The sequence below is a fragment of the Brevundimonas sp. FV1ye28 genome, from assembly GCF_058681135.1.
In genome coordinates, this window is the sequence record NZ_CM178731.1 from 1059999 (window position 1) to 1085427 (window position 25429).

The 25429-nt window shown below is 63.4% G+C and carries 19 protein-coding genes and 1 tRNA gene; 11 read left to right on the plus strand and 9 right to left on the minus strand.

Annotated features, from left to right (window positions below):
* Positions 1-213 precede the first annotated feature (213 nt).
* The 9 genes from ACW171_RS05370 to ACW171_RS05410 all read left to right on the plus strand — a co-directional run bounded on the left by ACW171_RS05370 (position 214) and on the right by ACW171_RS05410 (position 8536).
* A complete protein-coding gene (locus ACW171_RS05370; protein ID WP_492096593.1) occupies positions 214-1758 on the plus strand; it encodes a D-alanyl-D-alanine carboxypeptidase family protein in 1545 nt (514 codons plus the stop codon).
* Positions 1759-2524: 766 nt separating this feature from the next.
* Entirely contained in the window at positions 2525-2947 is a 423-nt protein-coding gene (locus ACW171_RS05375) for a hypothetical protein (RefSeq protein WP_492096064.1), read from the plus strand.
* Entirely contained in the window at positions 2944-3150 is a 207-nt protein-coding gene (locus ACW171_RS05380; protein WP_492096065.1) for a hypothetical protein, read from the plus strand. Before ACW171_RS05375 ends, ACW171_RS05380 begins: the two co-directional genes overlap by 4 nt.
* 64 nt (positions 3151-3214) lie before the next feature.
* Positions 3215-4087, plus strand: coding sequence for an AAA family ATPase (locus tag ACW171_RS05385; protein WP_492096066.1), 873 nt, complete (start codon positions 3215-3217; stop codon positions 4085-4087).
* A 114-nt stretch (positions 4088-4201) separates the two neighbouring features.
* A complete protein-coding gene (locus tag ACW171_RS05390; protein WP_492096067.1) occupies positions 4202-5077 on the plus strand; it encodes a methyltransferase type 11 in 876 nt (291 codons plus the stop codon).
* 129 nt (positions 5078-5206) lie between these two features.
* On the plus strand, positions 5207-5800 hold the full coding sequence (locus ACW171_RS05395; protein WP_492096594.1) for a YfbR-like 5'-deoxynucleotidase: 594 nt from the start codon (positions 5207-5209) through the stop codon (positions 5798-5800).
* A 4-nt stretch (positions 5801-5804) separates the two neighbouring features.
* Positions 5805-6746, plus strand: a complete 942-nt coding sequence (locus tag ACW171_RS05400) for an NUDIX hydrolase (RefSeq protein WP_492096068.1) — start codon at positions 5805-5807, stop codon at positions 6744-6746.
* 99 nt (positions 6747-6845) lie between these two features.
* A tRNA-Ser gene (locus tag ACW171_RS05405) sits at positions 6846-6935 on the plus strand.
* A 92-nt stretch (positions 6936-7027) separates the two neighbouring features.
* A complete protein-coding gene (locus tag ACW171_RS05410) occupies positions 7028-8536 on the plus strand; it encodes a DUF6538 domain-containing protein (RefSeq protein ID WP_492096069.1) in 1509 nt (502 codons plus the stop codon).
* Between the two features lie 180 nt (positions 8537-8716).
* On the opposite strand, the gene ACW171_RS05415 is transcribed toward ACW171_RS05410, so the two are convergent.
* On the minus strand, positions 8717-9004 hold the full coding sequence (locus ACW171_RS05415) for a helix-turn-helix domain-containing protein (RefSeq protein WP_492096070.1): 288 nt from the start codon (positions 9002-9004) through the stop codon (positions 8717-8719).
* 171 nt (positions 9005-9175) lie between these two features.
* Between ACW171_RS05415 and ACW171_RS05420 the strand changes: the two genes are divergently transcribed.
* Entirely contained in the window at positions 9176-9484 is a 309-nt protein-coding gene (locus tag ACW171_RS05420; protein WP_492096071.1) for a hypothetical protein, read from the plus strand.
* 517 nt (positions 9485-10001) lie between these two features.
* On the opposite strand, the gene ACW171_RS05425 is transcribed toward ACW171_RS05420, so the two are convergent.
* Both ACW171_RS05425 and ACW171_RS05430 read right to left on the minus strand, forming a co-directional pair.
* Complete coding sequence (locus ACW171_RS05425; RefSeq protein WP_492096072.1) at positions 10002-10886, minus strand: AbiTii domain-containing protein; 885 nt, start codon at positions 10884-10886, stop codon at positions 10002-10004.
* Between the two features lie 279 nt (positions 10887-11165).
* Complete coding sequence (locus ACW171_RS05430) at positions 11166-11714, minus strand: recombinase family protein (RefSeq protein WP_492096073.1); 549 nt, start codon at positions 11712-11714, stop codon at positions 11166-11168.
* A gap of 298 nt (positions 11715-12012) precedes the next feature.
* Between ACW171_RS05430 and ACW171_RS05435 the strand changes: the two genes are divergently transcribed.
* A complete protein-coding gene (locus ACW171_RS05435; RefSeq protein WP_492096074.1) occupies positions 12013-15693 on the plus strand; it encodes an NACHT domain-containing protein in 3681 nt (1226 codons plus the stop codon).
* Between the two features lie 962 nt (positions 15694-16655).
* On the opposite strand, the gene ACW171_RS05440 is transcribed toward ACW171_RS05435, so the two are convergent.
* From ACW171_RS05440 to ACW171_RS05465, 6 genes are all read right to left on the minus strand, one after another.
* Positions 16656-17852, minus strand: a complete 1197-nt coding sequence (locus ACW171_RS05440; RefSeq protein WP_492096075.1) for an SGNH/GDSL hydrolase family protein — start codon at positions 17850-17852, stop codon at positions 16656-16658.
* The gene (locus ACW171_RS05445) at positions 17849-18601 is read right to left on the minus strand and encodes an SDR family NAD(P)-dependent oxidoreductase (RefSeq protein ID WP_492096076.1); all 753 of its coding nucleotides are present in this window, start codon (positions 18599-18601) and stop codon (positions 17849-17851) included. The genes ACW171_RS05440 and ACW171_RS05445 overlap by 4 nt, the downstream gene beginning before the upstream one ends.
* Entirely contained in the window at positions 18601-19893 is a 1293-nt protein-coding gene (locus ACW171_RS05450; RefSeq protein WP_492096077.1) for an MFS transporter, read from the minus strand. The genes ACW171_RS05445 and ACW171_RS05450 overlap by 1 nt, the downstream gene beginning before the upstream one ends.
* Before the next feature lie 11 nt (positions 19894-19904).
* The gene (locus tag ACW171_RS05455) at positions 19905-22112 is read right to left on the minus strand and encodes a heparinase II/III domain-containing protein (protein ID WP_492096078.1); all 2208 of its coding nucleotides are present in this window, start codon (positions 22110-22112) and stop codon (positions 19905-19907) included.
* On the minus strand, positions 22109-24316 hold the full coding sequence (locus ACW171_RS05460; RefSeq protein WP_492096079.1) for a polysaccharide lyase 6 family protein: 2208 nt from the start codon (positions 24314-24316) through the stop codon (positions 22109-22111). The genes ACW171_RS05455 and ACW171_RS05460 overlap by 4 nt, the downstream gene beginning before the upstream one ends.
* A gap of 295 nt (positions 24317-24611) precedes the next feature.
* Positions 24612-25361, minus strand: a complete 750-nt coding sequence (locus tag ACW171_RS05465; protein ID WP_492096080.1) for a FadR/GntR family transcriptional regulator — start codon at positions 25359-25361, stop codon at positions 24612-24614.
* Positions 25362-25429 lie beyond the last annotated feature (68 nt).

Sequence of the window (25429 nt, forward strand, 5' to 3'; positions counted from 1 at the left end):
CAAGTGCGAACAAGGGTCAAGACTTATTGTGCACTGCAACATGTGAACGTCGATCACCGGTCACGGGATTCGCGCGTCAGGTTCAGCCCGTTCAAATCCGCGTTGATCTCTGGTTAACCACCGTGAAACCCGACGCCCTCATGCTAGGCTCATTACTTGCGTCGCGCCGGGGGGCCGTCGCCGCGTCATGGATGGAAGAGGCTTCGCTTGGCGATGATGCTTAACCGACAAAGCCCCGCGCGCCGCCTGATCGCAGGCTTTTGCGCCCTCGCCATGCTGGTCGGCCTGGCCGGCTTCGGCCTGACCCGTGTTCACGCCCAGACGGGCGAGAACAGCCGCTACGCCGCCATCGTCGTCGATGCGGGCACCGGCGAGGTCCTGTTCGCCCGCCACGCCGACAGCCGCCGCTATCCGGCCTCGGTCACCAAGATGATGACCCTCTACCTGGTGTTCGAAGCGCTGGAGAAGGGCTCGGCCGATCTGGACGACGTCCTCACCATCTCTCCCCTCGCCGCCTCCCAGCCGCCGTCCAAACTGGGTCTCGCCGCCGGCCAGACCATCCGCCTGGATGACGCCATGCGCGCCACGACCGTCCGGTCCGCCAACGACATGGCCATGGCGCTCGCCGAACACATCGGCGGATCCCAGGCCCGATTTGCCTCCATGGCGACGCTGAAGGCCGAGGAACTGGGCATGACCCAGACCCGCTACGCCAACCCGAACGGCCTCCCCGACAGCCGCCAGCTCACCTCGGCCCGCGACCTGGCCATACTGGCCCGCGCCATCATGCGCGATTATCCTCAGTACTACAGCTACTTCGGCCTTCACGACTGGAACTACCAGGGCCGCAGCTATCGCAACACCAACGGCCTGCTGCTGGGCGGCAACGGCTATGACGGCATCAAGACCGGCTTCACCAACGCTTCGGGCTACAACCTCGCCGCCTCGGCCGTTCGCGACGGCAAGCGCGTCATCACCATCGTTCTGGGCGGTCGTTCCAGCGCGACCCGCAACGCCCACGTCGCCTCCCTCATGGACACCGGCTTCGAGGTCGAGCGCCGCCGCGCCGCCGGAGAGCGCATCCAGCTGGCCCAGGCCTTCTTCGAGGCGCGCGGCTTCGGCATCGGCGGCCCCGACACCGGCGGCCCCGTCGCCTATGCCGCCCTCAACGGGGCGCCGACCGAGCGCGAGGAGGGACAGGGATCCTCCAGCGTCGCCTATACCGCATTGGCCGCTACGGCGCCGGCTCCGACCACGGTCGCCGCTTCCATGCCGAGCGCCCCGCCCGCCAACTACACGCGCGCGACGCCGATCCCGCCGGCGGCCGCGCCTGCACCGGTGCGCCGGGCCGAGGTCGTGGCCCCGGCTCGCACGACCGCAGCGCCCGGCAATCTGACGGCAAGCCTCAACGGCGGTATCGCTCCGCCCGCCGGCTCGACCTCGAGCCTGAACCGGAGCGCGGTCGCCAATCCGCCTCGCCCGGCCGCCACCGCCCCTGCCCGTGCCACAACGCCGCCCGCCGATCGGTGGGCCGTCCAGGTCGGCGCCTTCCGCGACCAGACCGTGGCCCGCGACTGGCTGACTGAGGTCAACCGCCGCTTCCGCTCCAGCTTCAACAGCGCCGAACGCAATGTCGTCACGGTCGCCGGCTGGCACCGGTCGCGCTTCACCGGAATGACCGAGGCCGCCGCCCGCGCCGCCTGCGAAGCCCTCGACGAACGCCGCGTCACCTGCATGGTCGTCCGCCCCGGCGGCTGATCGATCAGGCCGTCCCCCGGGTGCCGTCCCCTCTCCCCCTTGCGGGCGGGCGAGGGGTCACACCCGCCCTCTCTCACCGTGCACCCCGGCGAAGGCCGGGGTCCAGATGGAGGTCACCAAGGGTTCAGGCAGCACACCGACACCTCATCCCGGCCGCCTGGGAGCGTGATCTGGACCCCGGCCTTCGCCGGGGTGCACGGATAGGGGCGTCCAAGTTTGGCCAAGCATCGCCGGATTCCCCCAACGAATCCAATACCCCGAACTTTTAAGACCCCTCCGAACCGGCGCCCCCTCGAACATCCCTTATGATGGAGCCATCCCGTCGTTGGGGAAGGCGTCCTGGGCCCAGGACCCGGACGTGCGGCGGGACCGATCGTAGCGGGATTGTCCGGGGGGCGTGAAACCTCGGAGCCCGGCGGGCCTGAGCCTGCCGCCCGTCGCGGGCCTATCGCCTAAGGGTCCAAAGGACCCGGGATTCGTGGCCGGTCTTCGCCGAGGCGGGGATGCAGGCCCCCCCGGGGTATCCGTACACCCGCTGGGCGACGCTCGCGGACCCGGTCGGGGACGGAGCCTCGGCGCGAGCCGAAAACACAATCAATCGGTCCCCGTAACGCGAAAGCAGGGGGCCACCTCGGTTCCGGGCGAACGCCCAGGCTCCGTCGACTTCCCCACACCCGTTCGCAGCGGAAGGACGATGACCGCTGCCCGACAGGCGGAACACCCGGCAAAGCCACGGCGTTGAGCTGTTCACAACAGGGAGGCGACCATGCCCGATATCGACCAGTCGGAAGCTTTTGACGAAGACAACTCTGACGCTTCCGAAACCGGCGGCATCACGAACGAGTACAAGACCTTCGAGGAAATGCCCGAGGTTCTCGACGTAACCACCGCCGAGGGCGACGATGACGAAGAAGACTTCGACGAGGATGATCAGGATCTCGACGACGATCTCGGGGCCGACGGCGTCGAACCCGAGGCGGACGCCCAGTACGGTTCAGACGGCACCCGCATCAACGAGACGGACCTGGGCGCCGACGCGCCCGGCGAGGGCGAGGTGGAACTGGTCTACTCCGGCCTCATGGAGGATGCGCGCGGTGCCCAGGCCAGCGCCGCCCACTGGGAAGCCAAGACCCTGTCCGACGACGACATCGAAGACCTGGGCTACGGCCCCGAAGGAGAAGAAAAATGAGCACCGCCGATCCGAAAGACCGCGGTCCGGACCATGACGTCGACACGCCCCACGCCCGCAAAGCCGAGCGTCTGCACGGCAAACCCGATCAGCTTAACGAGACGCACGAGAAGGCCGAGGATCGCCAGGAAGCCCTGATCGACGAGGGTGTGGAAGAGACCTTCCCGGCCTCGGACCCCGTCTCGGCCAAGCGCATCACCTGAAACTGATCGTTGTTAACCGGCCGCGCCATCGGTAGTCGTGGTTCGACAACCACCGGAGCATCCGATGTCGCGGCCGCAAGACCGGTTCGAGGGCACCTCGAACTATATCGCCACCCAGGACCTGAAGATCGCGGTCAACGCCGCCGTCGCCCTGGAGCGTCCCCTGCTGATCAAGGGCGAACCCGGCACCGGCAAGACGGTCCTCGCCTACGAAATGGCCAAGGCGCTGAATGCCCCTCTCATCACCTGGCACATCAAGTCCACGACCAAGGCCCATAACGGTCTCTACGAATACGACGCCGTCAGCCGCCTGCGTGACAGCCAGCTGGGCGAAGAGCGGGTCAAGGACGTCCGCAACTACCTGAAGCCCGGCAAGCTGTGGGAGGCCTTCACCTCGCCCGTCCGCCCCATCCTGCTGATCGACGAGATCGACAAGGCCGATATCGAGTTTCCCAACGACCTCCTCCAGGAGCTCGACCGCATGGAATTCTACGTCCACGAGACAAGCGAGACCATCCGCGCCGAGGTCCGCCCGATCGTGGTCATCACCTCGAACAACGAAAAGGAGCTGCCCGACGCCTTCTTGCGCCGCTGCTTCTTCCACTACATCCGCTTCCCCGACGACGAGACGATGAAGGCGATCATCGAGGTCCATTTCCCCGGCATCAAACCTCGCCTCGTTTCGGAGGCCTTGAAGACCTTCTACGAAATCCGCGACACGCCCGGCCTGAAGAAGAAGCCCTCGACGTCCGAGCTGCTCGACTGGCTGAAACTGCTCATGGTTGACGACGTCCAGCCCGAGACCCTGCGTGAAACCAGCCCTAACAAGCTGATCCCGCCCCTCCACGGTGCCCTGCTGAAGAATGAACAGGACGTCCACCTGTTCGAACGGCTGGCCTTCCTGAACCGCCGAGAGGGCTCACGTCCCGGCGTTTGAGAAACGGCGCATTCCTGACACCCGACGGACAGATATCGTCAGATCGGTTACCGCGATTTCACTGGAATAGAGTCGACGACTGTTCAAGATGAAGGCCTGAAGAGGAACTTCTAGATGCGACTGCTTCTCGCCACCATCTGCACAGCTTGCCTGATGACGGCAGCTTGCGACGGCGACTCCGTGCGGATCACCTCGACCACGACCGACACCGGCGCCAAGGGCGTCCTGAAGGTCGTCGACACCCTGCAATGCCCCGAAACCATCGGCGTCCTGACCCGCAAGGGCACCGCCCACGGCGCCGGCACCACCTGCCTCTATTCCGGCCCGCGCGGCGCCGAAGTCTCGCTGCAACTGGTCACGCTCAGCGACGGTAACGCCGACGCCGTCCTCCAACGCTTCGAGACCGCGCTCGCCGCCGACATGCCGCACACGACCGCCGAGCTCCAGGCCTCCGCTGACGCGGCGGCCCGCGCCCAGACGGCCGCCGATTCCGCCCAAGTCCAGGCCGACATCGCCGGCGCCGAAGCGGAAGCCGCAGCCAGGGAGGCCGTCGCCGCCGGTGACCGAGCCAGCGTCCACGCCCCAGGCATGGCCATCGAAGCCGAGGGCGACCGCGCCAGTGTCCGCCTGCCCGGCATGAGCGTCGATGCCGACGGCGACAGGGCCAGCGTCCGCTTCGGCGGCTTCTCGATCAACGCCGACGACAGCGCCGGTACTGCCGAAATCAGCTCGTCCGACGAAAGCGTCAGCGTCCAGGCCCACGACGACGCCGCCGAAATCCGCACCAACGCCCCGGGCGACGCCACCCGACGCACCTATCTGCTGACCGACAGCCGCCCCGCCGATCAGGGCTGGCGTCTGGTCGGCTTCGAGGCGCGCGGTCCCGTCGGCGGCCCGATCGTCATCGCCACCGTCCGCGCCAAGGACCGCGATTCGGACGGCGTCTTCGATTCCGCCAAGGACCTGGTCACTCTGAACGTGGGCGAATAGGCCGCTTGCGCTTGATCCGGCGACGCGGATGGGTCACCTGACCTGCCGTTCGCCGTCTGGATCTCCGCCTTGGCCTCTGCTCCCTCCCCTCGCGCTTCCCGGACGCCAGCCCCCCGCGCCTGGCAGCGGATGCTGTCGGGCCGCCGCCTCGACCTGCTGGACCCCTCGCCGTTCGACATCGAGATCGAGGACATCGCCCACGGCCTGGCCCGCGTCGCCCGCTGGAACGGCCAGACCATCGGCGAACACGCCTTCTCCGTCGCCCAGCACTCCTGCGTCGTCGAAGAAATCGCCGCCCATTTGAAGCCGGGCCTTGAGCCGAAATGGCGCCTGGCCGCCCTGCTCCACGACGCTTCCGAATACGTGATCGGCGACATGATCTCGCCGTTCAAGGCGGCGCTTGGTGTCAGCTACAAATCCTTCGAGGCCCGCCTGGAAGACGCCATCCACGTCCGCTTCGGACTTCCGCCCAAGACGCCCCTGCCCATCAAGAAGCTCATCAAGAGCGCGGACCGGGCCTGCGCCTTCTTCGAAGCGACCCAGCTGGCCGGCTTCAACGAAACCGAGTCGCTCGGCTTCTTCGGTTCGCCCCCGCCGGGCTACGACCTCGTCATCGACCCCCTGCCCGCCCCGATCGCCCAGCAGCGCTATCTGGAGCGCTACCGCGTCCTCGCCGAAGCCGTGGGCATCCTGCCCGCCGCCGACGCCTGGCATACGGAATAGCGGCGTGAGCTGGGGCGGTGAGCACGGGGTCCGCATCGGCCTGTCCGCCGTCGTCATGGCGCTCCGCTCGGGCCGCCTCTGCGTCCTGACCACAGAGACGTCCGAGGGAGAACTGGCCCTGCCCTTCGGCCCCTTCGACCCGGCCGGGGACCGCACCTTCGAACGCGCCCTCCGGGCCTTCGTGACGGCCCAGACCGGCTTCGGCCTCGGCTTCGTCGAACAGCTCTACACCTTCGGCGACGCCGGCCGCGCCGCCCCACGCCCCACCCCCGGCCCCGACCGCCAGCGCGAGGTCTCCATCGGCTATCTCGCCCTGACCGCCGACGCCGTCGACATGGCCCCGCCCGGCGCCCGCTGGACCCCCGCGCTGGAGATTTTCCCTTGGGAAGACCGTCGCGCCGCCCCGACCAAACCCGCCAATGAAATCTTCGACCATTTGACGACCTGGGCCGCCGGCGATCCCGCCCGCATGGACCGGATCGAAGCCCTCTTCGCGCCGTCGCCCTCCGCGCGCTGGGACGAGACCCGCGTCCTGGAACGCTATGAACTGCTCTACGAGGCCGGCCTTGTCGCCGAGGCCGGTCGTGACCGTGACGACGCCGCCCCGCTGGACCTCCACGACCGCCCCATGGCCTCGGACCACCGCCGCATCCTCGCGACCGGCCTCGGCCGGCTCCGCAGCAAGCTCCGCTACCGTCCGGTGCTGTTCGAGCTGACGCCCGAGACCTTCACCCTCTCCGCACTCCAGGCCGCCGCCGAAGCCGTCGTGGGCCTGAACCTTCACAAGCAGAACTTCCGTCGCGGCGTCGAACGCACCGGCCTGGTGGAGCCCACCGGCCGCCTGTCGACCGGCACGGGGGGCCGCCCGGCGGAGCTGTTCCGCTTCACCGGCGCCGGCCCCCGCGACGGCCAGGCCCTCGGCCTCGCCCTGCCCGCACTGCGGTGAACGAAATCAGCGCGGAAAATCGTCCGCACCCGCTTGCGGCGCAACCTCGACCCCATTAGAGAAGCCGCTCGCTGTCGACCAAGCGCACTACGGCCCCGCGGAGAGGTGGCAGAGTGGTCGAATGTACCGCACTCGAAATGCGGCGTGCCTTTACGGGTACCGTGGGTTCGAATCCCACCCTCTCCGCCATCGGCCTCTAAGGTGCTGAACCGCCTTAGAAAGTCTGCGAAAACAGCGACTTTTGACGAGCGGGTGTTACAGTCGTAACAGTCGAGGCTCTCATGTGCAGCTACCTGAACTTTGACCGAGCCGTGTACGCGTTCCGGCGCTCTGTACCCGAGCATCTGCGGCCTTATTTCCTTACGCCAAGCGGAAAGAAGCGAACCGAATGGCGCGTCTCGCTACACACTAAAGATCGAGCTGAAGCCAAGCGACGATGCCATTTGAAGGCTGTTGAAACCGATGGGTGGATCAAAGAAGCGCAGGTCATGTTTGACGCTGGCGTCCAGCCTATTGCGCAGCCCTCACAGGCGGACCGGCAGCGCGAAGAACAGCAGTTCCTCTACGATCAGGAGGCCATGAGATGGCGCGAAGCGGAGAGCTTCGCTGAGGACCGTGAGCTTGAAGCAAGGAAGGATGATGCTGCGATCATTCTAGATCAGCTGCGGGGCCCTAGAAGCCAGCTCTCCCCCGCGCAAGCTGCGATGCGAGACCTCATCCCAGATCACGAGTTTGACAGCCCCGCTGACAAAGAGCGTGCGGAAAGGGACCGAAAGCTGAGCTGGGATCAAGGTGCAGTCGACGGCCTGCCTCAGATTAAAGCCCTGCTTGCAGGACGTCCTACCTTCCCAACCATAAGCGACCTGTTCGACGGCTACTCGAAGGCAGCGGCCTTACAGCCAGCCACCGTCAAACGTTGGAAGGCGGTTATTGAGAGCTTCATCAACTATCTGGGCCACGACAACGCTGCCAAAGTGCGTGAGAGCGACGTTCGAGGGTGGAGAGATGCCCTTTCGAGTGACACTCGAAAGAATGGAGCTTTGCGCCCGATAACGATCCGGGACGTATACTTGGCGGCGGTGAAGGCAACCTTTAGCTGGGCTGTCGAGGAACGCCGTGTTGAGACAAACCCAGTTTCCGGAGTGAAAGTCCGGCTGAAAAAGGAGCCGGAACTAAGAGGCAAAAGCCTCACCATCTCTGAGGTACGAACGATCCTGAGCGCAACACTTGTTCCGCAGAGTGAGAAGCTCTCGCCCCGCCACGCCCTAGCTCGGCGCTGGGTTCCTTGGCTTTGCGCATACAGTGGCGCTCGGGTGAACGAGATCACGCAACTTCGAGGCACTGACGTCACGCTCACCGCAGGGATTTGGACGCTTCGAATTACACCTGAGGCGGGAGGGCAGAAAAATAACAAGGCGCGAATGGTTCCTCTCCATTCGCATCTGGTCGCACAGGGTTTTCCAGAGGTTGCGGTTGCTGCTGGTAGCTCCCCGATATTTTATGATCCTCAACTCTCCAGAGGGGGGGCGTCTGGCAACCCCCAGTACAAGAAGGTTGGCGAACGGCTCGCGGCATGGGTCAGGGAGCTAGGTGTGAGTGATCCGAACGTTCAACCGAACCACGGTTGGCGTCACCTCTTCAAAACCCTCGGGCGTAACCACGGCATGGAGGAAGAAGCTAGGGACGCGTTCCCCGGCCATGCGAACGCGAGCGAGGGCCGAAACTACGGCGATCGCGAGATGCCCTACCTCTCCGGGGAGCTTGAGAAAATCCCTCGCTTTGAAGTCTAAGGTACGCTGGCGACATCGGCAGACGCACACCTTCGTTGGCTAGCCCTACGGATCCGCCATGGGGATCGATTTCCCGGCGCGTCAGGCTGATCAATTAGACTTGGGAACAGCGGGAGCGCAGCCGCGGGAGACGAGGCCCCACAGCGGGAAATTCCGCCCCCCTCATGAGGTCCCGGAAAGTTAAAGACCGGCCCGAGCCAAGAGGTCTGAGGGCGGCCGCCCGAGTGCGGCTGCGATCCTGACAAGGTTGAGCAGGGTAACGTTGCGCTCCCCGCGTTCGATCTTGCCCATGTGCGAACGGTCGATCCCAGCGGCATCCGCCAGCGCTTCTTGAGACAGATCTAGTTCCCGGCGACATTCGCGAATGAGGGACCCAAGACGCTGTAGCGCTCCGCTTTCGTCACTCGCTCCGGAGACCCTCGACATGGACGAAGGTGTCCGAGGATGCGGCCTTTGCGGCCACGGCATTTACGACCCAAGATAAGGCTGCTTTAGTCCTGTAGGCTGTAATCGTCAGCCCGTCCGTGACTAGGTAGCCTTATGTTTTTCCGTCGAAGCGCAGTCGCGGTGATCGTTCAGAATGCCTTGGAAACGTCTGCCATTTCAGGACGGAACCGTGACGCGGCGAAGATAGCAAACATGTTCGTTGCCAAGCTCTGGGAAGCCATTCCCGACTTGATTGCAGGCAGGAAGGGACCGAAGCCGTCCAACTTCGCGTTGGCAATCGGAGCCATGACGAACGGCCTTCATCGGACTGAGCCGGGCTCGGAAGCGGAAGACGCAGTGTTCCTCGCTCTCGGCAGTCTTTTGCACACACCGCAGGCAGCCAAAGCGGCAGCCTTGAATGAGGCGGACGCATTTCTCATTGAGGCTGGAGCCTCGCTCTACATGTCTAAAGGGCATGAGAAAGGGCTCTTGGCTCCAGAGGAGTTGGCCACGTTTGGCTAGGACCGCTTCTTATACCTATGGGCTAGCCCTGGACTTTGCCGGGTGCACCTCATACCCCACCGCCTCTCGGTCTCAGTCGCTCCCCTCCGCTCCTTCCACGCCCCCCACTACCCATACCTGACCTGAGTTTGATGTGTTGTCGGTAGGCTGCCCGGCTCCCTGCTTCCTATCTCCTCGGAAATAGATGCAGGACTGAGCCGGACACCCCTAGAAATCTGACCTTGAGAAGATCGCGCGTCTGGTGAGTGTACCCGGTGATCGCGACCCGGCTATTGCCGAGCTCCCTCAGGATTGCTCCGTCTCGCGATCATGACCGTTACGTAGGCCCCCGCAATGCGGACGACACAGACAGCGGTGGCGCCTATGTGCGTTAGGGTATCAATACGATTGAGACGAGAAATCCCAGGGTCCCCGCAAAGAGAGAGCTAGGCGGCAGATCACAGAAGCTGCCCTCTTAATCCCGGTCCGACGATCTTCGGCCTCGGCTAGTACGTGGCCGCTGCGGTCAGCCCGCTATTCAGCTCGCTATCGGCGCGCCCACCAGTAATGCGGTCAGAGCGGGGAGAAACGGGGCCACTACCTGAATATGATTAGCTGCTGCTGTGACGAACTTCTGGTAGGCGTCCGCGAAGTCGGAGCCGCCACGCTTGGACCTCATATCGTCCAAAGCCTCCAAGAGCCGGATCTGGTCGTCGCCGGAGACACCCCCCTCTATCGCGGATTTTAGGTCGCCGAAGACGTCGCCTTGAACAATCTGATTGGTGGATCGATCAGTTGAGCCCAAATTGGCGCGTGCGTTGGGACCGGACACGTCACCAGACAATAGGTTACCGTGCATTTGTTCGATCTTGATGGTCACGTGAGATGCCTTCTGCCGTTCAGCTTGAGAAAAACTGAGACCCTCGCCAGTGATGCCAGCTCGTTCGAGGTCTAGCGCCCAATCCAACACCTTCCCGCGAACACGGTCCACAATCTCTACGAAACGGGAAATGTCCAAGAACAAGCTAGCTTGGTTGATGTAGCGCTGGTTTGGGAATAGCTGCGTGATCATCTCCTGTGAGAACGGAAGGTGCCACTCCCCATCAGGCCGACGCACGTAGTCCTCAAGGCTGCTGATGGGCAGCCGGACCCGCCGCTGGGTCAGCAGCTCCATGATTGATGACGGGCCTTGGATCGGGAGCCAACCATGGACGGGGTTGAACCATTTAGGCTGTCCGCGCTGTACGCGGTACTCCGGCAAGACCGCATCGGTTTCATAACCGTTCAGCTCGGCATCAAGCCAATCACTCACCATGTCCAGTTTCAGCTTCACGGCCACAACCTTGGCGCGGCGCAGTAGCTGTGTGACTGGAACAGTTGGATCGAGGGCTTCGCGCTGCAACTCTTCGACTAGTCCGGTCATGCGCGGTCCTCATTGCCCGTCTCGCTTCTAGACGAGAGGCACTGCTTATTCGACCAAAGTGGAGCATCGTCGAGGTCGCACATCGGATTTCGGTGAGCGCCCATGTTGGCACTGAACGAGAACGGGCCAATCCCAAGCCGAGAAAAATCCTTTCCGGTCGTGAGGTCCGGGATCCGCACAGCCGATTTCCAAGGAAAGATAAGCCACCGGTGCCCTTTGCTTTTCTCGTCCTCAGCAGCCGGGAAAGCGGCTGTCCTGGGGAGGCTCGACCGCACGGCGTCAGTCGGCCGTTTCGAGAAGGCGATAGACTGAAGCCCGCCCGATCCCAAGGCGCTTGGCAATCTCGCTGGCCCCAACACCCTCAGCTCTAAGAGAGTTCACGGCATCCGCTTTGATGGTGGCAGGGCGTCCCGTGTACCGCCCTTCGGCTTTCGCCTTCTCGATCCCGTCCCGCTGGCGCTCTGCCCTTAGGTCCGTCTCAAACTCCGCGAACGCTGCGAGCATGTTGAGCATCAGCCGCCCGTTGGACGTGGTGGTGTCGATTGTCTGATCCAAAACCCTGAAGCCCACACCGCGCTTGTCGAGGTCAGCGACGATGGAAGAGAGGTCATTCACGGACCTAGCCAGCCTGTCGAGTTTCGATACCAACAGGACATCGCCCTTTCGCACAAACCGCAAAGCGGCATCTAGTTCGACGCGGTCAGCCCTAGTCGTACCGGATCGCTTCTCTGAGAAGATTTCCTCGCAGCCCGCCACAGTGAGCTTCTCTAATTGGACCTCTAGAGACTGGCCCGTTGATGAGACCCGCGCATACCCAACCAGTGCCATCTCGCTGCTTCCAACCACCGACGCCCATAGCGCCTTGTCTCGAAAGGTCTAGACCTGGATCGGGCTTATTGCAAGACATATTGTGAGACGCGCAATGTCGGCACTAAGCGGCGTTCGTGAGACGCCTCGCAGCGGTATAGCTAAAAAAGACAGCGGACCGGCCAAGGGGCTCCGGGGGGATTGCCGTGCCGCCATAGTAGGAGGTGGTGTCTCGCATGATCGCAGAAATTTTCATTCCTGCCGAACGGTTTTGCCAACGCGGAAAATCACCCTACAGGTTGTGCAGGGGGAGAATTTGATGGACTACAATTTCGAGTGCCTTGGCGCTGAGCGTTTCCAGAAGCTCTGTCAGAGCTTGGTTATCGCGGATTGGCCTAACGCTCGCGCTCTGGCTGTCGGACAGCCTGACGGTGGACGTGATGCTTTCATCCGCGGGCCAGACGGGTCAAACGAGGTAGTCTTCCAAGTCAAATTCTCCAGAAGCCCAACAAGCAAGGAAGCACGTGAAGAGCTGATTGCACTCGCCAAGCTCGAATATCAGAAAGTCCAACAGCTAAAGGCCGAAGGCCTAAAACGATACTATTTGATCAGCAATGTCTCTGGAACCGCGCACAAGGACGCGGGGACAGTGGACCGTTTAGACACGATCCTTACCGGCCTTCTAGGTATCGAAGCAACCTGCTGGTGGCGGGAAGATTTACAGGCGAGACTTGATGGCTCGACCTTGCGTTGGGCATATCCCGAGATTTTATCGGGTGCCGACGCGCTAGCCATTCTGATGCAGAGTGATTTGGGCGATAACCACCGCCGACGGAAGAACGCTACATCCGCATACCTAGCACACTATTATGAGGCAGAGCGTGACCTCAAGTTCAAACAGGTTGATCTTGAAAACAACATATTTAACCTGTTCACGGACTTGTTTGTCTACATCAAGCCAAGCGCCCCAGTAGACGGCCGCTCTATAGAGGGAGAGCGCCTTAACCGGAGCTTGGCCCACTCAGTAGCCTCAGAACTTATCGAGAGCGGCCTAACAGCTTCACTTGTTGACCGCTCGTATCAACGGGTCAGTGCATCTGCACTTTTCAGCCTTGGGAGTGTATCCGCTAGCTATCGCAATATTATCCTCGAGGGCGGACCGGGTCAGGGTAAATCGACCATCTCGCAATTCATGGCGCAAGTCTTCCGCGCCCGCCTGCTGGGGCGCGAAGCCGATCTCTCTGGCCTTCACTCGCAATACAAGAGCGGCCCCGTCAAACTGCCGCTCAAGGTCGATCTACGCGACTATACGGTCTGGGCAAAGCGGTGCCTGAAAGCGCAGGGAGATGAGGCGAACCTTTCGTTCGAAATGTATATAGCGAGCGAAATTGCCACCCATTCCGGCGGCATCCCATTTGACGTGTCCGACCTACACGAATTGCTCAGCAACAGCTCCACGGTAATTATCTTGGATGGTTTTGATGAGGTTGCTGATGTCAAACTCCGCACCCTCATTATCGAGCAAGCCACCTATTCAGCAATGCGCTTCAAGGGCCTATCTCTTAACTACCAGCTGATCGTAACGAGCCGTCCGACCGCCTTCGTTAACGCACCGTCATTTGATACTTCGACCTGGCAGCATGTGGACTTGAGTGCCCTAGAGAAGGAACAGGTTGCAGAGTACCTCGGGAGGTGGGTGAAGGCCAAGAGCATTAAAAGCTCCGAGGTGGAGACCTTCACGAGACGCGTGCTTCGACGCATGGAAGAAGAGCACATAGCGGAGCTCGCTAAAAATCCAATGCAGCTCGCCATCCTCCTAGCGCTCATGTGGCAAATGGGAGAAAGCCTGCCCGATAAGAGGACCGCTCTCTACAGAAGTTATGTCGAACTTTTCTTGAACAGGGAAGCCGAGAAGGACGAAGTCGTCAGAGACTTTCGAGAGGTTGTACTCGAGCTGCACGGCCATATAGCCTGGCTTCTTCAGTGCAAGGTCGAGACCGAAAAGAGCGACGGACGCATGACGGAGGCCGAACTTCTAGCCGCTGTGGGCACATACTTGAAAGCGGAAGAGTACGATGACGACCTCGCTGGCAAACTATTTACCGCGATGCGGCAGCGAGTTGTGGCAATCGTGTCTCGCGTGGAGGGTACATATGAGTTTGAGGTTCAACCACTTCGCGAATACTTTGCAGGCCAACATCTTTACGTAACGTCGCCATATTCCCCGACCGGTAGTGAGAAGAAAGGAACGCGCGGGGATCGTTTCTCGGCACTTTCTAAGAATATTTACTGGGGAAATGTCACTCGGTTCTTCGCTGGGTGTTACGACAAAGGCGAGCTCCCGGGGCTTCGCGAGGGGTTAGACGAACTGTTCGACACTCCGGACTACGGACTGACCAGCGAGCCTGCCACACTTGCCGTCACCCTACTTTCTGACTGGGTCTTCAATCAGTCAATACCGTCTAAGACGGCTATCCTGAAACGTGTATGTAACCCGCGCACCTTCCGCGTACTATCCAGCAAGGTTTATTCTCCACGCTCGCGCAATTCGCTTTCCTTACCAGAGCGGCAGGGGCGCGGCGATATCGTAGATGCGGCTGTGGAAGGACTGTTATCTTCTCGTACGTGGGACGCTAGATACGGCTTCTCAATGATTATCAAATCAAATCTTGGCCGAGCTGATCGTACTGCCCTATGGTTGTCTGCTTTCTCTGAAACGGAAGTCGCTCTTAGAGCGTCTGTCGGTCACTCCTTGGACGTTTTTCAAGACAAAGGACTGCCTTACCAACTAGTTCGAGAGCAGGTTGCCTCTGGACTGATAGACCTGTCTGACGTTTATGGGAACGAAAGCTACGCGGACGAGCTAGTATTAGACGACGACCTATTTTCGAACGCCTTAAGCGCGATGCTAAGCGGGGTTGTTCACAACTTCTATTTTGATCCACCCTCGACCGGGCGGCAGCTCCTGCTTACTGTACTTACAGCTATTACTGATGATGAGTTACCGTCAGCGCTACAACATCATGTAGGTGATAGGCCACTTATATCTTATCTGCCAGTAGCCCTCTCCCCCCAGAGGCCTGACGTTGAGGCCGACGACAGCCAATTGGCACCTGAGGTAGCCACATGGACGCGGGGCCTTATAGATCATCTTTACGCGCAAAGAGACGATTGGCTGACTAAGGCGGAGCCTTGGAGGGACGTCGTTAACGGCGGGGTTGCTGTTTGGGGTGAACGGCTTCTTTTCTACCGTCTGGCGATGATCGCTTGCTCTTTAGGAAGCAGCGATCTGAAGGCCGATTTGCAAAAGGGAGCTGACGGCCCACTAAAGACCGTCGCAATGGCGTTCAACTCACCACAGACGGATTTCTGGCAGAGCGTGCTACACTCTGCTGTGGGACCGAAGACGCTGGTCGGATGTGCACTTTGCGTGCTCTTGGCAGGACGTGATCAATCGATCGAATTGATTGATTATATAGATGACATTGTCGCCCGTCTTGACGCAGACGAGTTCGATATGGCCTGCTCTCTAGTTAAGGAGTTCTCGGCCCTCTTAGATGCTCCGGAGCGAGACTTAGATTTTAGTCAGGCAAGCTTCCGAACGGCTGCGCTGTATGCCTCTCTAGCAAGTCATCCAGACGGCGTACGGGCATTCTCAAGCCGTTTGGCAAACTATAGCGGCCCCGATGTAAAAATTCACGAGGTCCGAGCATCGTTCGCCCTGGATCCGGGACTGGATCTGACAGACGACGATAGACTTTCCATAATGAGCTCGGCATACGCAGTTGGGGCCATGTCATATCCGAACGCTCTAACGAATGGATCCGCGGACACGTCTAAGATGAACCGCAATCTATGGGTTCGTATTCTTGCAGAGCCAGAATGTTACCCACTTTTCGTCGTGAATGCAGCGAACCAGCGAGTTACAGACTTTTATGAGCCGACCCAAGTTTCGTTGACAGCGAACGCGGAAGAGTGGTTTTCCCACCACGTCGCCTGATCACGTCTGTCTGGATGAACAAGGCAACGAGACTGCGGAGCTTGGCGGAACAAGGGTAACTAGTCCGTCAATCCCCGCTTCTGACCTAAGTGATCATCGCTAGAGTGCACATCAAAGGGTGGCATGGGATTACCGTTCCGTCATGGCAGCCGCGTGCCGGAATTGCCAACTTCACGTGGCTGGGGCGTTTTGAGAGGGTCGCTGCCACCTTCTTCAACGTTAGGCGTTGCAGAGCTGGTTGGATAATCGTTATTTTCAAGCTGATACAATGAAGGCGGTCGGCACCCCCTGCCCTCTCTAATCGGTCGTGGATTTTACTCAGGCGGGTTGTGGTGTTGCTTCTAAGTTGCCTAGATACGGGACCGGCAACCGGCGCATTTTCCAGCTGCGCATCTGATCTAGTGGGATAACGCGGGTTAGCGGGGACCGTCAGTCTCCCCCGGCCCTTCATAAATCGATGTCGAACCCATTGGGTAATCGGCGGCGAGCTGTTACAGCTGCGAGCTCCAACCGTTACATTCGTATCGTAAAAACTCGTTTAGTTTCAATGTGCGTGGCAGGAGCGGTGACAGTCCCACCCTCTCCGCCACCGGCCCACAACCTGTCGCGACTAAAAAACTAGTTGTTTGACAAAGGGTTGGCGGTTAGCGCTGCGACAACGAATGCGACAAAAGCGGTCGTGTATCTTGGCTGCTGATCGGCTCCAGCACGCTGGCCACAGCGACCGCCTTTATCGTCGCGACTCTGTCTATTCCGCCGTAGCGCCCCTCCGGCACTCCGCGCAGCGTTTGGTAAGCGAGTCGCTTTCCCGAACAGCCGTGGTCGCGAACGTCTGACTTCAAATACCGTGTCGATGTCAGCTGGCTAATCAGCCTCCCTGCCCCGCGTTGGGCCTAAGCGCCATTCCGCGAGATCGCTCTGCGAGTGAGATTGCTGACTGCACCCCACCACCGACCGACTGACTACCCCTGAGGCAACTCGCAGACACCATCGGCCCCAGCGAAGCCCGACAGATCGATAGCATTCGCCATCGCCTGGTAGCCGGCGTCATTGGGATGGAGCCGGTCGTTTCCGACCAGATCTGCCCGGAGGGCCAGCGGCTCATCCGGATTCCGGGTGGCGAGATCAAAATCGGCGACGGCGTCGAACTCTCCGCTGTCACGAATGAAGGCATTGATCATCTGACGCGCGCTTTCGGACCGCTCGTCGAACCGCTCGGAGCCGCCGAACGCCGTCATGGTGCCGCCGATGACCTTGATGCCGCGCAGGTGCAGGCGAGCGATCACCTGACGATAGGCGGCGATCACCTCCTCCGGCGACCGGCCGACATTGGCCGGATTGCCGTCGTGGCGGATATCGTTGATCCCCTCGATCAGGATGACATGGGTCACGCCGCTGTGAGACAGCACGTCGCGATCCAGTCGAGCGCGTGCATTGGCGCTGCGTCCGTCGCGGACCATCTGGTTGCCGCTGATGCCGGCATTGACGACCACGAAGGCCCCCGGACAGGCGACCTCCAGTCGTCGGTTCAGCACAGCCGGCCAGTCGGCTTCCGCACCCAGGGTCGAGCTGCCGCCTTCGGTGATGGAATCCCCGAACGCCACCACCACCGCCGAAGGCTCGTCGGTCAGGGCGTAGACGGCCGAGACGAAACTCTGACGGCGCTCCAGCGGGGCCTCGGTCGGAACCGGCGCATCGCCCGCGCCCAGCCGCACCGCCACCCGCCGCACCACGCCGCGCGTCGGCCCGGGCGCATGCAGGCTGACGCTCAGAATCTCCGACCGCTCCAGCGCGATCGAAAGGGGATCGCTCAACAACGCAACCCCGACCGGCAGGGTGATGTCGGAAAGCCCGCTGAAGGTCACGGGCGACACCCGTCCGTCAGGTCCCGTGGCGGTGACGCGCGTCAGTGTCAGCGGCTCCAGACCGACCTCGTTGCTGATCCGCAGACGCACAGCCTCGGCCGAGACGCCGACCCGGATGTCCTGACGGATGGTCTGGTCCAGATAGCCGAGCGGAGCCTCTGGCGGGCCGTCGAACCGGGGCGGCGCCGGCGCGGCCGTCCAGGCGGGTAGCCACACCGATGCCTGCTGGGCCAGCGCCGGCGACCCCGCCAGCGCCAGCGACAGCGCGATCGCGACCCGCCCTAGCCGGATCACGAGAAATACATCCCGCCGTTGATGTCGATGTTGGCTCCCGTGACGAAGGCCGCGTCGTCCGAGGCCAGATACAGCACCGTCTCGGCGACCTCGCTGGCCCGACCCTGGCGACGAAGGGGCGTACTGCCTTCGACCATCGTGCGAACCTCCGGCTTGGTGAAGGTGTCGTGGAAGCTGGTCGCGATCATACCGGGACACAGGCTGTTCACTCGCACGCCCTTGGGACCCAGTTCCTTGGCCATCGACCGGGTGAAGGTCATCAGCGCGCCCTTGGACGTCGCATAGATGGCGGCGCCGGGGCCGCCGCCGTCACGGCCGGCCTGGGACGAGAAGTTCACGATGGCCGAACCGGCGGGCATCAAGGGCGCGACCGCTCGCGTCATCAGATAGGCCGACTTGAGGTTCAGGGTCATGACCTTGTCGAAGAAGGCCTCGTCGATGTCCGCCAGCGGACGCCGCTCGACCATGCCGCCGGCCAGGTTGACCAGGACGTGCACGGCCTCGCCGAAGGCCGCCTTGCTCGCGGCGACCAGGGCGTCGACGCCCGCCTGGGTGGTGACATCGGCGCGGCAGATGATCGCCTCGCCGCCCGCAGCCTTGACGCTCTCCAGCGTCTCATTGGCGCTCGCCTCGTCGTTGGCGAAGTTGATGACGACCTTCGCGCCTTCGCGGGCGAGAACCCGCGACACGTCGCGACCGATGTCGCGTCCGCCGCCGGTGACGATGGCGACCTTGTTCTTGAGGCGCATTAGGAATCCTTCAGAGCGTTGGGGGTGGCCGGCTGGACGGGCGCGATGCGACCGGTGACGAACCACAGGGAGAGGAGGGAAAGTGGAACCAGGGCGGCGACCAGAATGAAGATCGGGCCGTAGGAGACCTTGGTCATGACGGGTACCAGCCAGGTGGTGATCAGGGTGCCGGCCACCGCCGCCATGCCGCCGATGCCGGCCAGGGATCCGACCGAACGCCCGTCGAACAGGTCGCCGGGGATGGTCTGGATATTGCCGATGGCGATCTGGAAGCCGAACAGCACGCCCGCGATGACCAGGACGGCCGCAGTGGGATCGATCATCAACGGCGCCGCGATCAGGCAGGGCACCATGATCGCGCCGCCCAGGGTGACCACGATCTTGCGCGCGATTCCCGGCTCTCGGCCCGACTTGATGAGCTGGCCGGACAGCCAGCCGCCCAGCAGGCTGCCGATCATGGCGCCGACGAAGGGCACCCAGGCGAAGATGCCGATCTGCTTGATGTCGAAGTCGAACGTCTCGGCCAGATAGATCGGCAGCCAGGACACGAACAGCCACCAGATCGGGTCGAGGAAGAAGCGCGACAGGATGATGCCCCAGCTTTCGCGGTGGCTCAGCAGTTGCTTGACCGTCGGCACATAGGCGGGAGCCAGGGGTGCCTCCGGGTTCTGGACCTCGGCCTTATCCAGGATCAGGGCGCGCTCGGCCTCGCTGACCCAGGGATGCTTGTCCGGCCCGGCGCGATAGATGACCAGCCAAGGCAGCAGCCAGACGAACCCGAGCACGCCGATCACCAGGAAGGTTCCCTTCCAGCCCATGTAGAGAAACATCAGGGCGATCAGCGGCGCCGACACGATGGCTCCGATGGAGGCGCCGGCGTTGAAGATGCCTTGGGCGAAGGCCCGCTCCCTCGCCGGAAACCACTCCGCATTCGCCTTGACCGCACCCGGCCAGGCGCCCGCCTCGCTGATCCCCAGCATGGCGCGGAAGATGCTGAACGAGGTGATCGAGCTGGCCACTGCGTGCAGAGCGATCGAGATGGACCACACCCCGATCGACAGGGCGAAGCCCAGCCGCGTCCCGATCGCGTCGAACAGCTTGCCGAACACGAACTGACCCAGGGCGTAGAACAGCATGAAGACGGTGACCAGGAGGGCGTAGTCCTCCTTGGTCGCGCCGATCTCGGGCGCAATCTCCGGCCACATCACCGCCAGGGCGTTTCGGTCGATGTAGTTGACCACCGTGGCGATCGCGATCAGGCCGATGATGACCCATCTCATGTTGGACTTCATCGTCCCGCTCCTCAGCGATCGAACCGGGCGTAGGGCCCGGTCCATTCATAGGTCTGGCCGTCCGCCTGAACGCGATGCCGCGCACCGGCCGCGACGTCGTCGGCGACGCCCAGCGCCAGGGTCTTGCCGGAGACCAGCGTCAGCACGATCACATCCGCCCCCTCGCCGCGCAGGCGGGAGATGTCGCGAACCTGGCTCGTCGCCCCCGACACGATCTCGGCCGTGCCGTCCGACAGGCCGTGAGGCTCCAGCACGGAGAAGAAGCTGGCGTCCGCCTGCCCCGACATCCGCTGGATCAGCGCCTGTTCGCGTCGCAGGTTGAAGTTCGGATCATTGGCGCCGCTCTCGACCAGCAGGGCGCTGATCGGCGACGAGGCCGCGAAACGATAGGTGTAGAAGCGCCCGTCCAGCAGCCAGGTCAGGCTGCGGCTTTCGCTCGTCGGCGCGGCCACCGCATCGACCCACAGGTGCTGGTATCCGTTCGCCTCGCCCAGCACCGGCCGCTCGCGCACCGAGTGCTCCGCCTCGAAGGCCGAGATGATGTGACCGTTGAAATGCAGCGGCAGATCGTAGTCGGTCGCCGCCTCCCCGTCCGCGCGGAACAGGTCGATCACGATCGGGAACTGCAGGTCCGGATGCTCCACCATCGCCAGGGTCCGGGTCAGGACCACGCCGTCATAGCCTTGCTCCAGCCGGGCCGAAGCGATCTGCAAACCGTCCTCGACCTCGAAGAACAAGGGCGTGGTCGGATGTTCCTCGCCGGTCTGCCAGACCGCGCCGAACTGGCTCGCTCCGCCGACGACCAGCGTATTGTGCGCCACCGTCTGCATGGCCCAGCTGTGGTTCTCGTCCAGGTAATGACCGCCAGCCTTGGCCTCGATGTTCAGGAACCGCGCGGCGCCGTAGTCGCGCACCACCGGATTTCCATTGTCGTAGAACAGCATGCCCAGCCGGTCGAAATGGCCGTGGCCCTGCCCCTGCTGAGTGTTCTTCATCACCAGCGCCTGGCCGGTCTCACCGCCGTGCCTCAGGAAGACCAGGTTGCCCAGGTCCCCGTCCGGCCCGTCGCGAAGCTGCATCGAGCGAAAGTCGAACGGCTGGGCCAGCCCCTCGGCCACGCCCCGCGCCACCGCCAGACCGTCGGGCGAGAGCAGCGTCCGCCCCTGCCCCTCGGCGATCGACAACAGGCTCGGGTCCTGGGTCTGGGAATAGGCGACGGCCACGCCGGTGACGATCTCTTCCGACATCAGCCCCTTGTCGGGCATGGCGTCGTTGATCGGGAACAGCAGGCCGTCATAGGACGACTGGATCACCCCATCGACGGCCTTCAGCAGCACCCCGTCACGCCGCGCGAAGATGGCCCGATCCGGCTCGTTCTGCTGGATCGCGCGGGCGAAGATGATGAAGGGCGCCAGGGCGTAGCGCTGGTAGTACGGACCCTCGGCGTAATAGCCGTCCGGCGAGAACAGCTCGTCCACCTGCCGCAGGAACCCGGCGCGCCCGTCGCCCGCCGTGCCGTTCAGCGCGCGGTCCACCAGGTCCGGATCGCGCAGCACATAGCCGGTCATCCCCACCCCGGCCGTGGCCCAGGTCGCATGATTGTGGATGCGGTCGAAATAGGTCGCGTTCTCTTCGGACAGGAACCGCGCCATGCGCCTGAAGACGTCGTCGTCGATCGTCGTGCGCTGCTCGGGCGTCAGGGTCTCGCGGATCGCGTCATAGCCTTGCGCCGCATAGACCAGCCAGACCGAGTCGTTCAGCGCCTGCCAGAACAGCCGTCCCTTCACCGAGGCCGCGCCGCCCGAGAAGTCGCTCAGCGTCGGATACAGCCGCGCGTATTCCAGCAGCATGTCGCGCGCGAAATCGGCATAGGCCCGGTCGCCCGTCATCCGGTACAGGGCCCCCGCTCCGGCCAGGGCCTTGTAGTTGGCCTTGTGCTGTTCGTGCGTGACACCGCCGCCCAGATCCCTCGGCTGCGGCACGTTGATCCCGGCGGCCATCGCCGCACGGACCTCGCGCTCGACCCGCGCGCGCTCGGCGGCGAACATCGGATAGCGGTCGCCCGCCTCGGCCATCGCCCGCCACTGATCCGGCGAGACCAGCACCGGCCCGGTTTCGTCCGCGCGCACCGTCGCGGCCGGAACGCCTTGAGCCAAGACGCTCGCGGGCGCCCCCGCCGACAGGACGGCCAGCACCGCCATCAGGACCGAACGGTTCATGGCGCGATCTCCAGCGGCGCAACATTGGTGGTCAGGTCCGGCGTGTTCTCCAGCCGGTTGTCACTCCAGATCAGGACCGGATCGCCCACGCGTCGAACGAAGCTAGGCGCGCCGGAATCGACGAAACGGTTGCCCCGCACCTCGGTCCGCTGCACCCCGTGCAGCTTGATCGCCCCGGCGTCCTCGCCCCGCCCGACGCGCTCGAACCGCGATCCGGTCAGCGTCAGCCGAGGCCCGAAGGTGCTTTCGTCCGTCCCGCCGCGATAGAGGTCCAGCACAGGCCCCATCACGTCGCGGAACACGCTGTCCACCACCTCCACCACCTCGGCGTTATAGGTGCCCAGGTCCGCCGTCTCGGTATGGGCGGCCAGTACCGCCCCCGTCGCCTTATCGACCGTCACCCGCTCCAGGCGGATGCGATCGGCCAGCGAGCCCGGCCCTGCGGCGAAGACGTTGAAACCGCGATTGACCGTCAGGTCCTCGAACGACGAGTCCTCGACGATCAGGGAATAGCCCGCCGCCCCCTGCCCCGCCCGGATCACCGCCGCTCCCGCGATGTCGGGTGCCAGAACGCCGGACACGGCGACACGCGAAAGCCTCAGCGATCCGCCGCGCACGATCTCGAACAGGGCCGGACGCGAGAACCGGATTTCCGCCCGCCCCTCGGCCGGCCCCTCGACGGTCACGGCGCGGCTGACGGCGAGGGTCTGGTTGACGACATAGACGCCGGGCGTAAGCGTGATCCGGTCGCCGGCCGCCGCCTGGGCGATTGCGCGGGTCAGGGTATCCTCGCCGGGCGCGACCTCATGAACGGCCCCGCTGTCCAGTGCCGCCACGGTCCTCGTCTTGGGATACCAGCTGACGCCGGTCGCCTCGCGCGGAAGATAGGCCAGGTCGCGCCGCGCCCCCACGCCGTCCACACCCACGGGCGCCAGCAACCCGTTCGGACCTCGCTCCAGTACGATCTCGCGCCCTGACACGTCCGGCAGATCGCCCGCCGTCGGCGACTGCACATTGCCCGCGAAGGCGATGCCCGACATGTCGCCCATCACGCGCACAGGGTCACGGCCGTCGCGATTGACGATCAGGTTGTCGGCGAAGCGGCTGTTGATCGGCGCGGCCGACCGCTCGGCGTCCATCCCGGCGCCCAGCAGCATCTCGCGCGCGTCGATGACGGTGTTGTTTTCGATCACCGCGCCGTCGACCTGGACATAGCGGTGCAGCGGCGAGTTCGGCACGCCGTACATGATGGTCAGGGCGCTGCCGAAGTTCGACCCGCTCAGCCCCTCCATGTAGTTGTTGCGCACGGTGTTGCGCCGGTTGATCACCCGGACCCCGCCGGAGTTCGCCACGCCGTTGCCGAGGAAGACGTTGTCCTCGATGACGTTGCCGTCGCCGTGGCGCAGCACCATAGCCCCCTGGCTCTCGAAGAAGACGTTGCCGCGATAGGTGTTGCCGCCCGACTTGTTCGAGACGATCTCGACCTCGCCGTTCACGTGCTCGAACCAGTTGTTCTCGACCGTCGTGAAGCTGTCGGAGGCCGATTCATGGCTGGTCCCGACGCGGATCGTCTCGCCGCCGTTCGAGCCCAGCACGGGCCGGTCGCCGAAATAATTGTGGTCGATCCGGTGCCGGTTCACCAGCCCCTGTTCGGGATCGCGGATCACGACCAGGGTCGTTCCGGCGTTTGTCTTGCCGGTCAGTTGGTTGTGGTCGAAGCGATTGTGCTCGCCATACAGGGCGACCCAGTTGTCCGATTCGGCGCGGTCGGGCTTGGAAAAGCCGTCCACCACCACACTGGTGATCCGGCTGTAGTTGGCCCGCTCGGTCAGTGACGCGCGAAAGGCCAGCACCTCGCCCGTCGGCGAGAAGCCGTCGCGGAACACCAGGTTCGACACCACCAGATGCTCGCCCGACAGGCGCAGGTTGGACCGGCCGGTGATCCTCACCCCGCCGGGCGTCTGGGCCGTCAGGGTGATGGGCCGATCCTCGGTCCCGCGCCCGGCGAACAGGATCTCGAAATCCCTCCACTCGCCATCCGCCAGGGTCAGGGTGTCGCCGGGCTGCAGACGACCGACCGCCGTCGCGAACTCCTGCGGGTTTCGAACCAGGGCCGACTCGGCCGACGTCGTCGACGGCGCGCCGATCGCGGCGACCGCGACCGTGATCGCGAGAAGTGGCGTCTTGAGCCCCAGCGTCGGCATCGTTCCTCCCGGCGGATCTTGGCGATCTCTACCGGACCGAAGCTAGAAACTGGAACTGCAGCCGTCAACCGACTTTACGGACCAATTCCAGGACCGTTGTGCAAACCAGTTGCCGGACCAGTGAATAGTCCCTGCTGCGGCCTTTGCACAAATCTGCATAGCCATCCTCGTCGAACTCGACGAATGGCGGCGGTCTTTGCATTGTCGAAATCACCGAAATCGTCGGCGATCTGCGGTCATTGCCTGGTCGAAATCGCCACTTGGGGGCTCGACTGCAAAACGGACGCGGCGGGCCTCAGACCCGTGCGGACATGGTCGCCATGAACCGGTCCCGGTCCAGCTGGGTCTTCCTGCGGACCTCGGCCAGGGCCTCGGCCTCCTCGGACTCCAGCATGGCCTCGAACAGGCGGTGGAAGTGATCCCGCATCGCCGCCCGCGACGCCTGCGGATCCCGGCTGCGCAGGGCCTCCACGATGGCGGCATGCTCGTCCGTCCGGGAATCCCAGTCGTGATGACAGACGCTCTTGTAGACCTGAACCACCTTCGGCAGCTCGGTCCGCATCCGCCAGATCAGCTTGATGCAGTGCTCGACCACCGGGTTGCCTGAGATCCTGGCGATGGTCTCGTGGAACCTCTGGTCCGCCGCGCTCGACTGGGCATCCGTGGCCTTGGGGTCCGACATGACGGCGATCAGGGCGTCCAGCTCGGCCAGACCCGCCTCGTCGATATGGGCCGCCGCCAGGGCGGCCGCCTCCGCCTCGATCACCGCTCGCGCGGCCGTCAGGTCGAAGGCCGTGACGTCGGGCAGACGCCCGGCGACATGGGCGTCGCGCGACAGGACATAGACGCCCGATCCGGTCTTGATAGAGATCCAGCCCAGCGCCTCCAGCGCGATCTCCGCCTCACGGATCGTGACCCGGCTGACGTTGAACCGCTCCGCCAACTCGCGCTCGCCAGGCAGGCGCGCGCCCACGGGAAACTCCCCGCTTTCGATCGCGTCGCGGATCTGTTTGGCGACCGACTGGTAAAGGCGTTGTTCTGACATCGGCGACTCTTGAGGCTCCTCAGCCCTTCTCTACACCGTTACGCCACCATCTTCACAACCCTTGGGGG

Coding starts and splice junctions, on each gene's coding strand:
- ACW171_RS05370 (WP_492096593.1), top strand. CDS start 214: ATGATGCTTAACCGACAAAGCCCCGCGCGCCGCCTGATCGCAGGCTTT.
- ACW171_RS05375 (WP_492096064.1), top strand. CDS start 2,525: ATGCCCGATATCGACCAGTCGGAAGCTTTTGACGAAGACAACTCTGAC.
- ACW171_RS05380 (WP_492096065.1), top strand. CDS start 2,944: ATGAGCACCGCCGATCCGAAAGACCGCGGTCCGGACCATGACGTCGAC.
- ACW171_RS05385 (WP_492096066.1), top strand. CDS start 3,215: ATGTCGCGGCCGCAAGACCGGTTCGAGGGCACCTCGAACTATATCGCC.
- ACW171_RS05390 (WP_492096067.1), top strand. CDS start 4,202: ATGCGACTGCTTCTCGCCACCATCTGCACAGCTTGCCTGATGACGGCA.
- ACW171_RS05395 (WP_492096594.1), top strand. CDS start 5,207: ATGCTGTCGGGCCGCCGCCTCGACCTGCTGGACCCCTCGCCGTTCGAC.
- ACW171_RS05410 (WP_492096069.1), top strand. CDS start 7,028: ATGTGCAGCTACCTGAACTTTGACCGAGCCGTGTACGCGTTCCGGCGC.
- ACW171_RS05415 (WP_492096070.1), bottom strand. CDS start 9,004: ATGCCGTGGCCGCAAAGGCCGCATCCTCGGACACCTTCGTCCATGTCG.
- ACW171_RS05420 (WP_492096071.1), top strand. CDS start 9,176: ATGTTCGTTGCCAAGCTCTGGGAAGCCATTCCCGACTTGATTGCAGGC.
- ACW171_RS05425 (WP_492096072.1), bottom strand. CDS start 10,886: ATGACCGGACTAGTCGAAGAGTTGCAGCGCGAAGCCCTCGATCCAACT.
- ACW171_RS05430 (WP_492096073.1), bottom strand. CDS start 11,714: ATGGCACTGGTTGGGTATGCGCGGGTCTCATCAACGGGCCAGTCTCTA.
- ACW171_RS05435 (WP_492096074.1), top strand. CDS start 12,013: ATGGACTACAATTTCGAGTGCCTTGGCGCTGAGCGTTTCCAGAAGCTC.
- ACW171_RS05445 (WP_492096076.1), bottom strand. CDS start 18,601: ATGCGCCTCAAGAACAAGGTCGCCATCGTCACCGGCGGCGGACGCGAC.
- ACW171_RS05450 (WP_492096077.1), bottom strand. CDS start 19,893: ATGAAGTCCAACATGAGATGGGTCATCATCGGCCTGATCGCGATCGCC.
- ACW171_RS05455 (WP_492096078.1), bottom strand. CDS start 22,112: ATGAACCGTTCGGTCCTGATGGCGGTGCTGGCCGTCCTGTCGGCGGGG.
- ACW171_RS05460 (WP_492096079.1), bottom strand. CDS start 24,316: ATGCCGACGCTGGGGCTCAAGACGCCACTTCTCGCGATCACGGTCGCG.
- ACW171_RS05465 (WP_492096080.1), bottom strand. CDS start 25,361: ATGTCAGAACAACGCCTTTACCAGTCGGTCGCCAAACAGATCCGCGAC.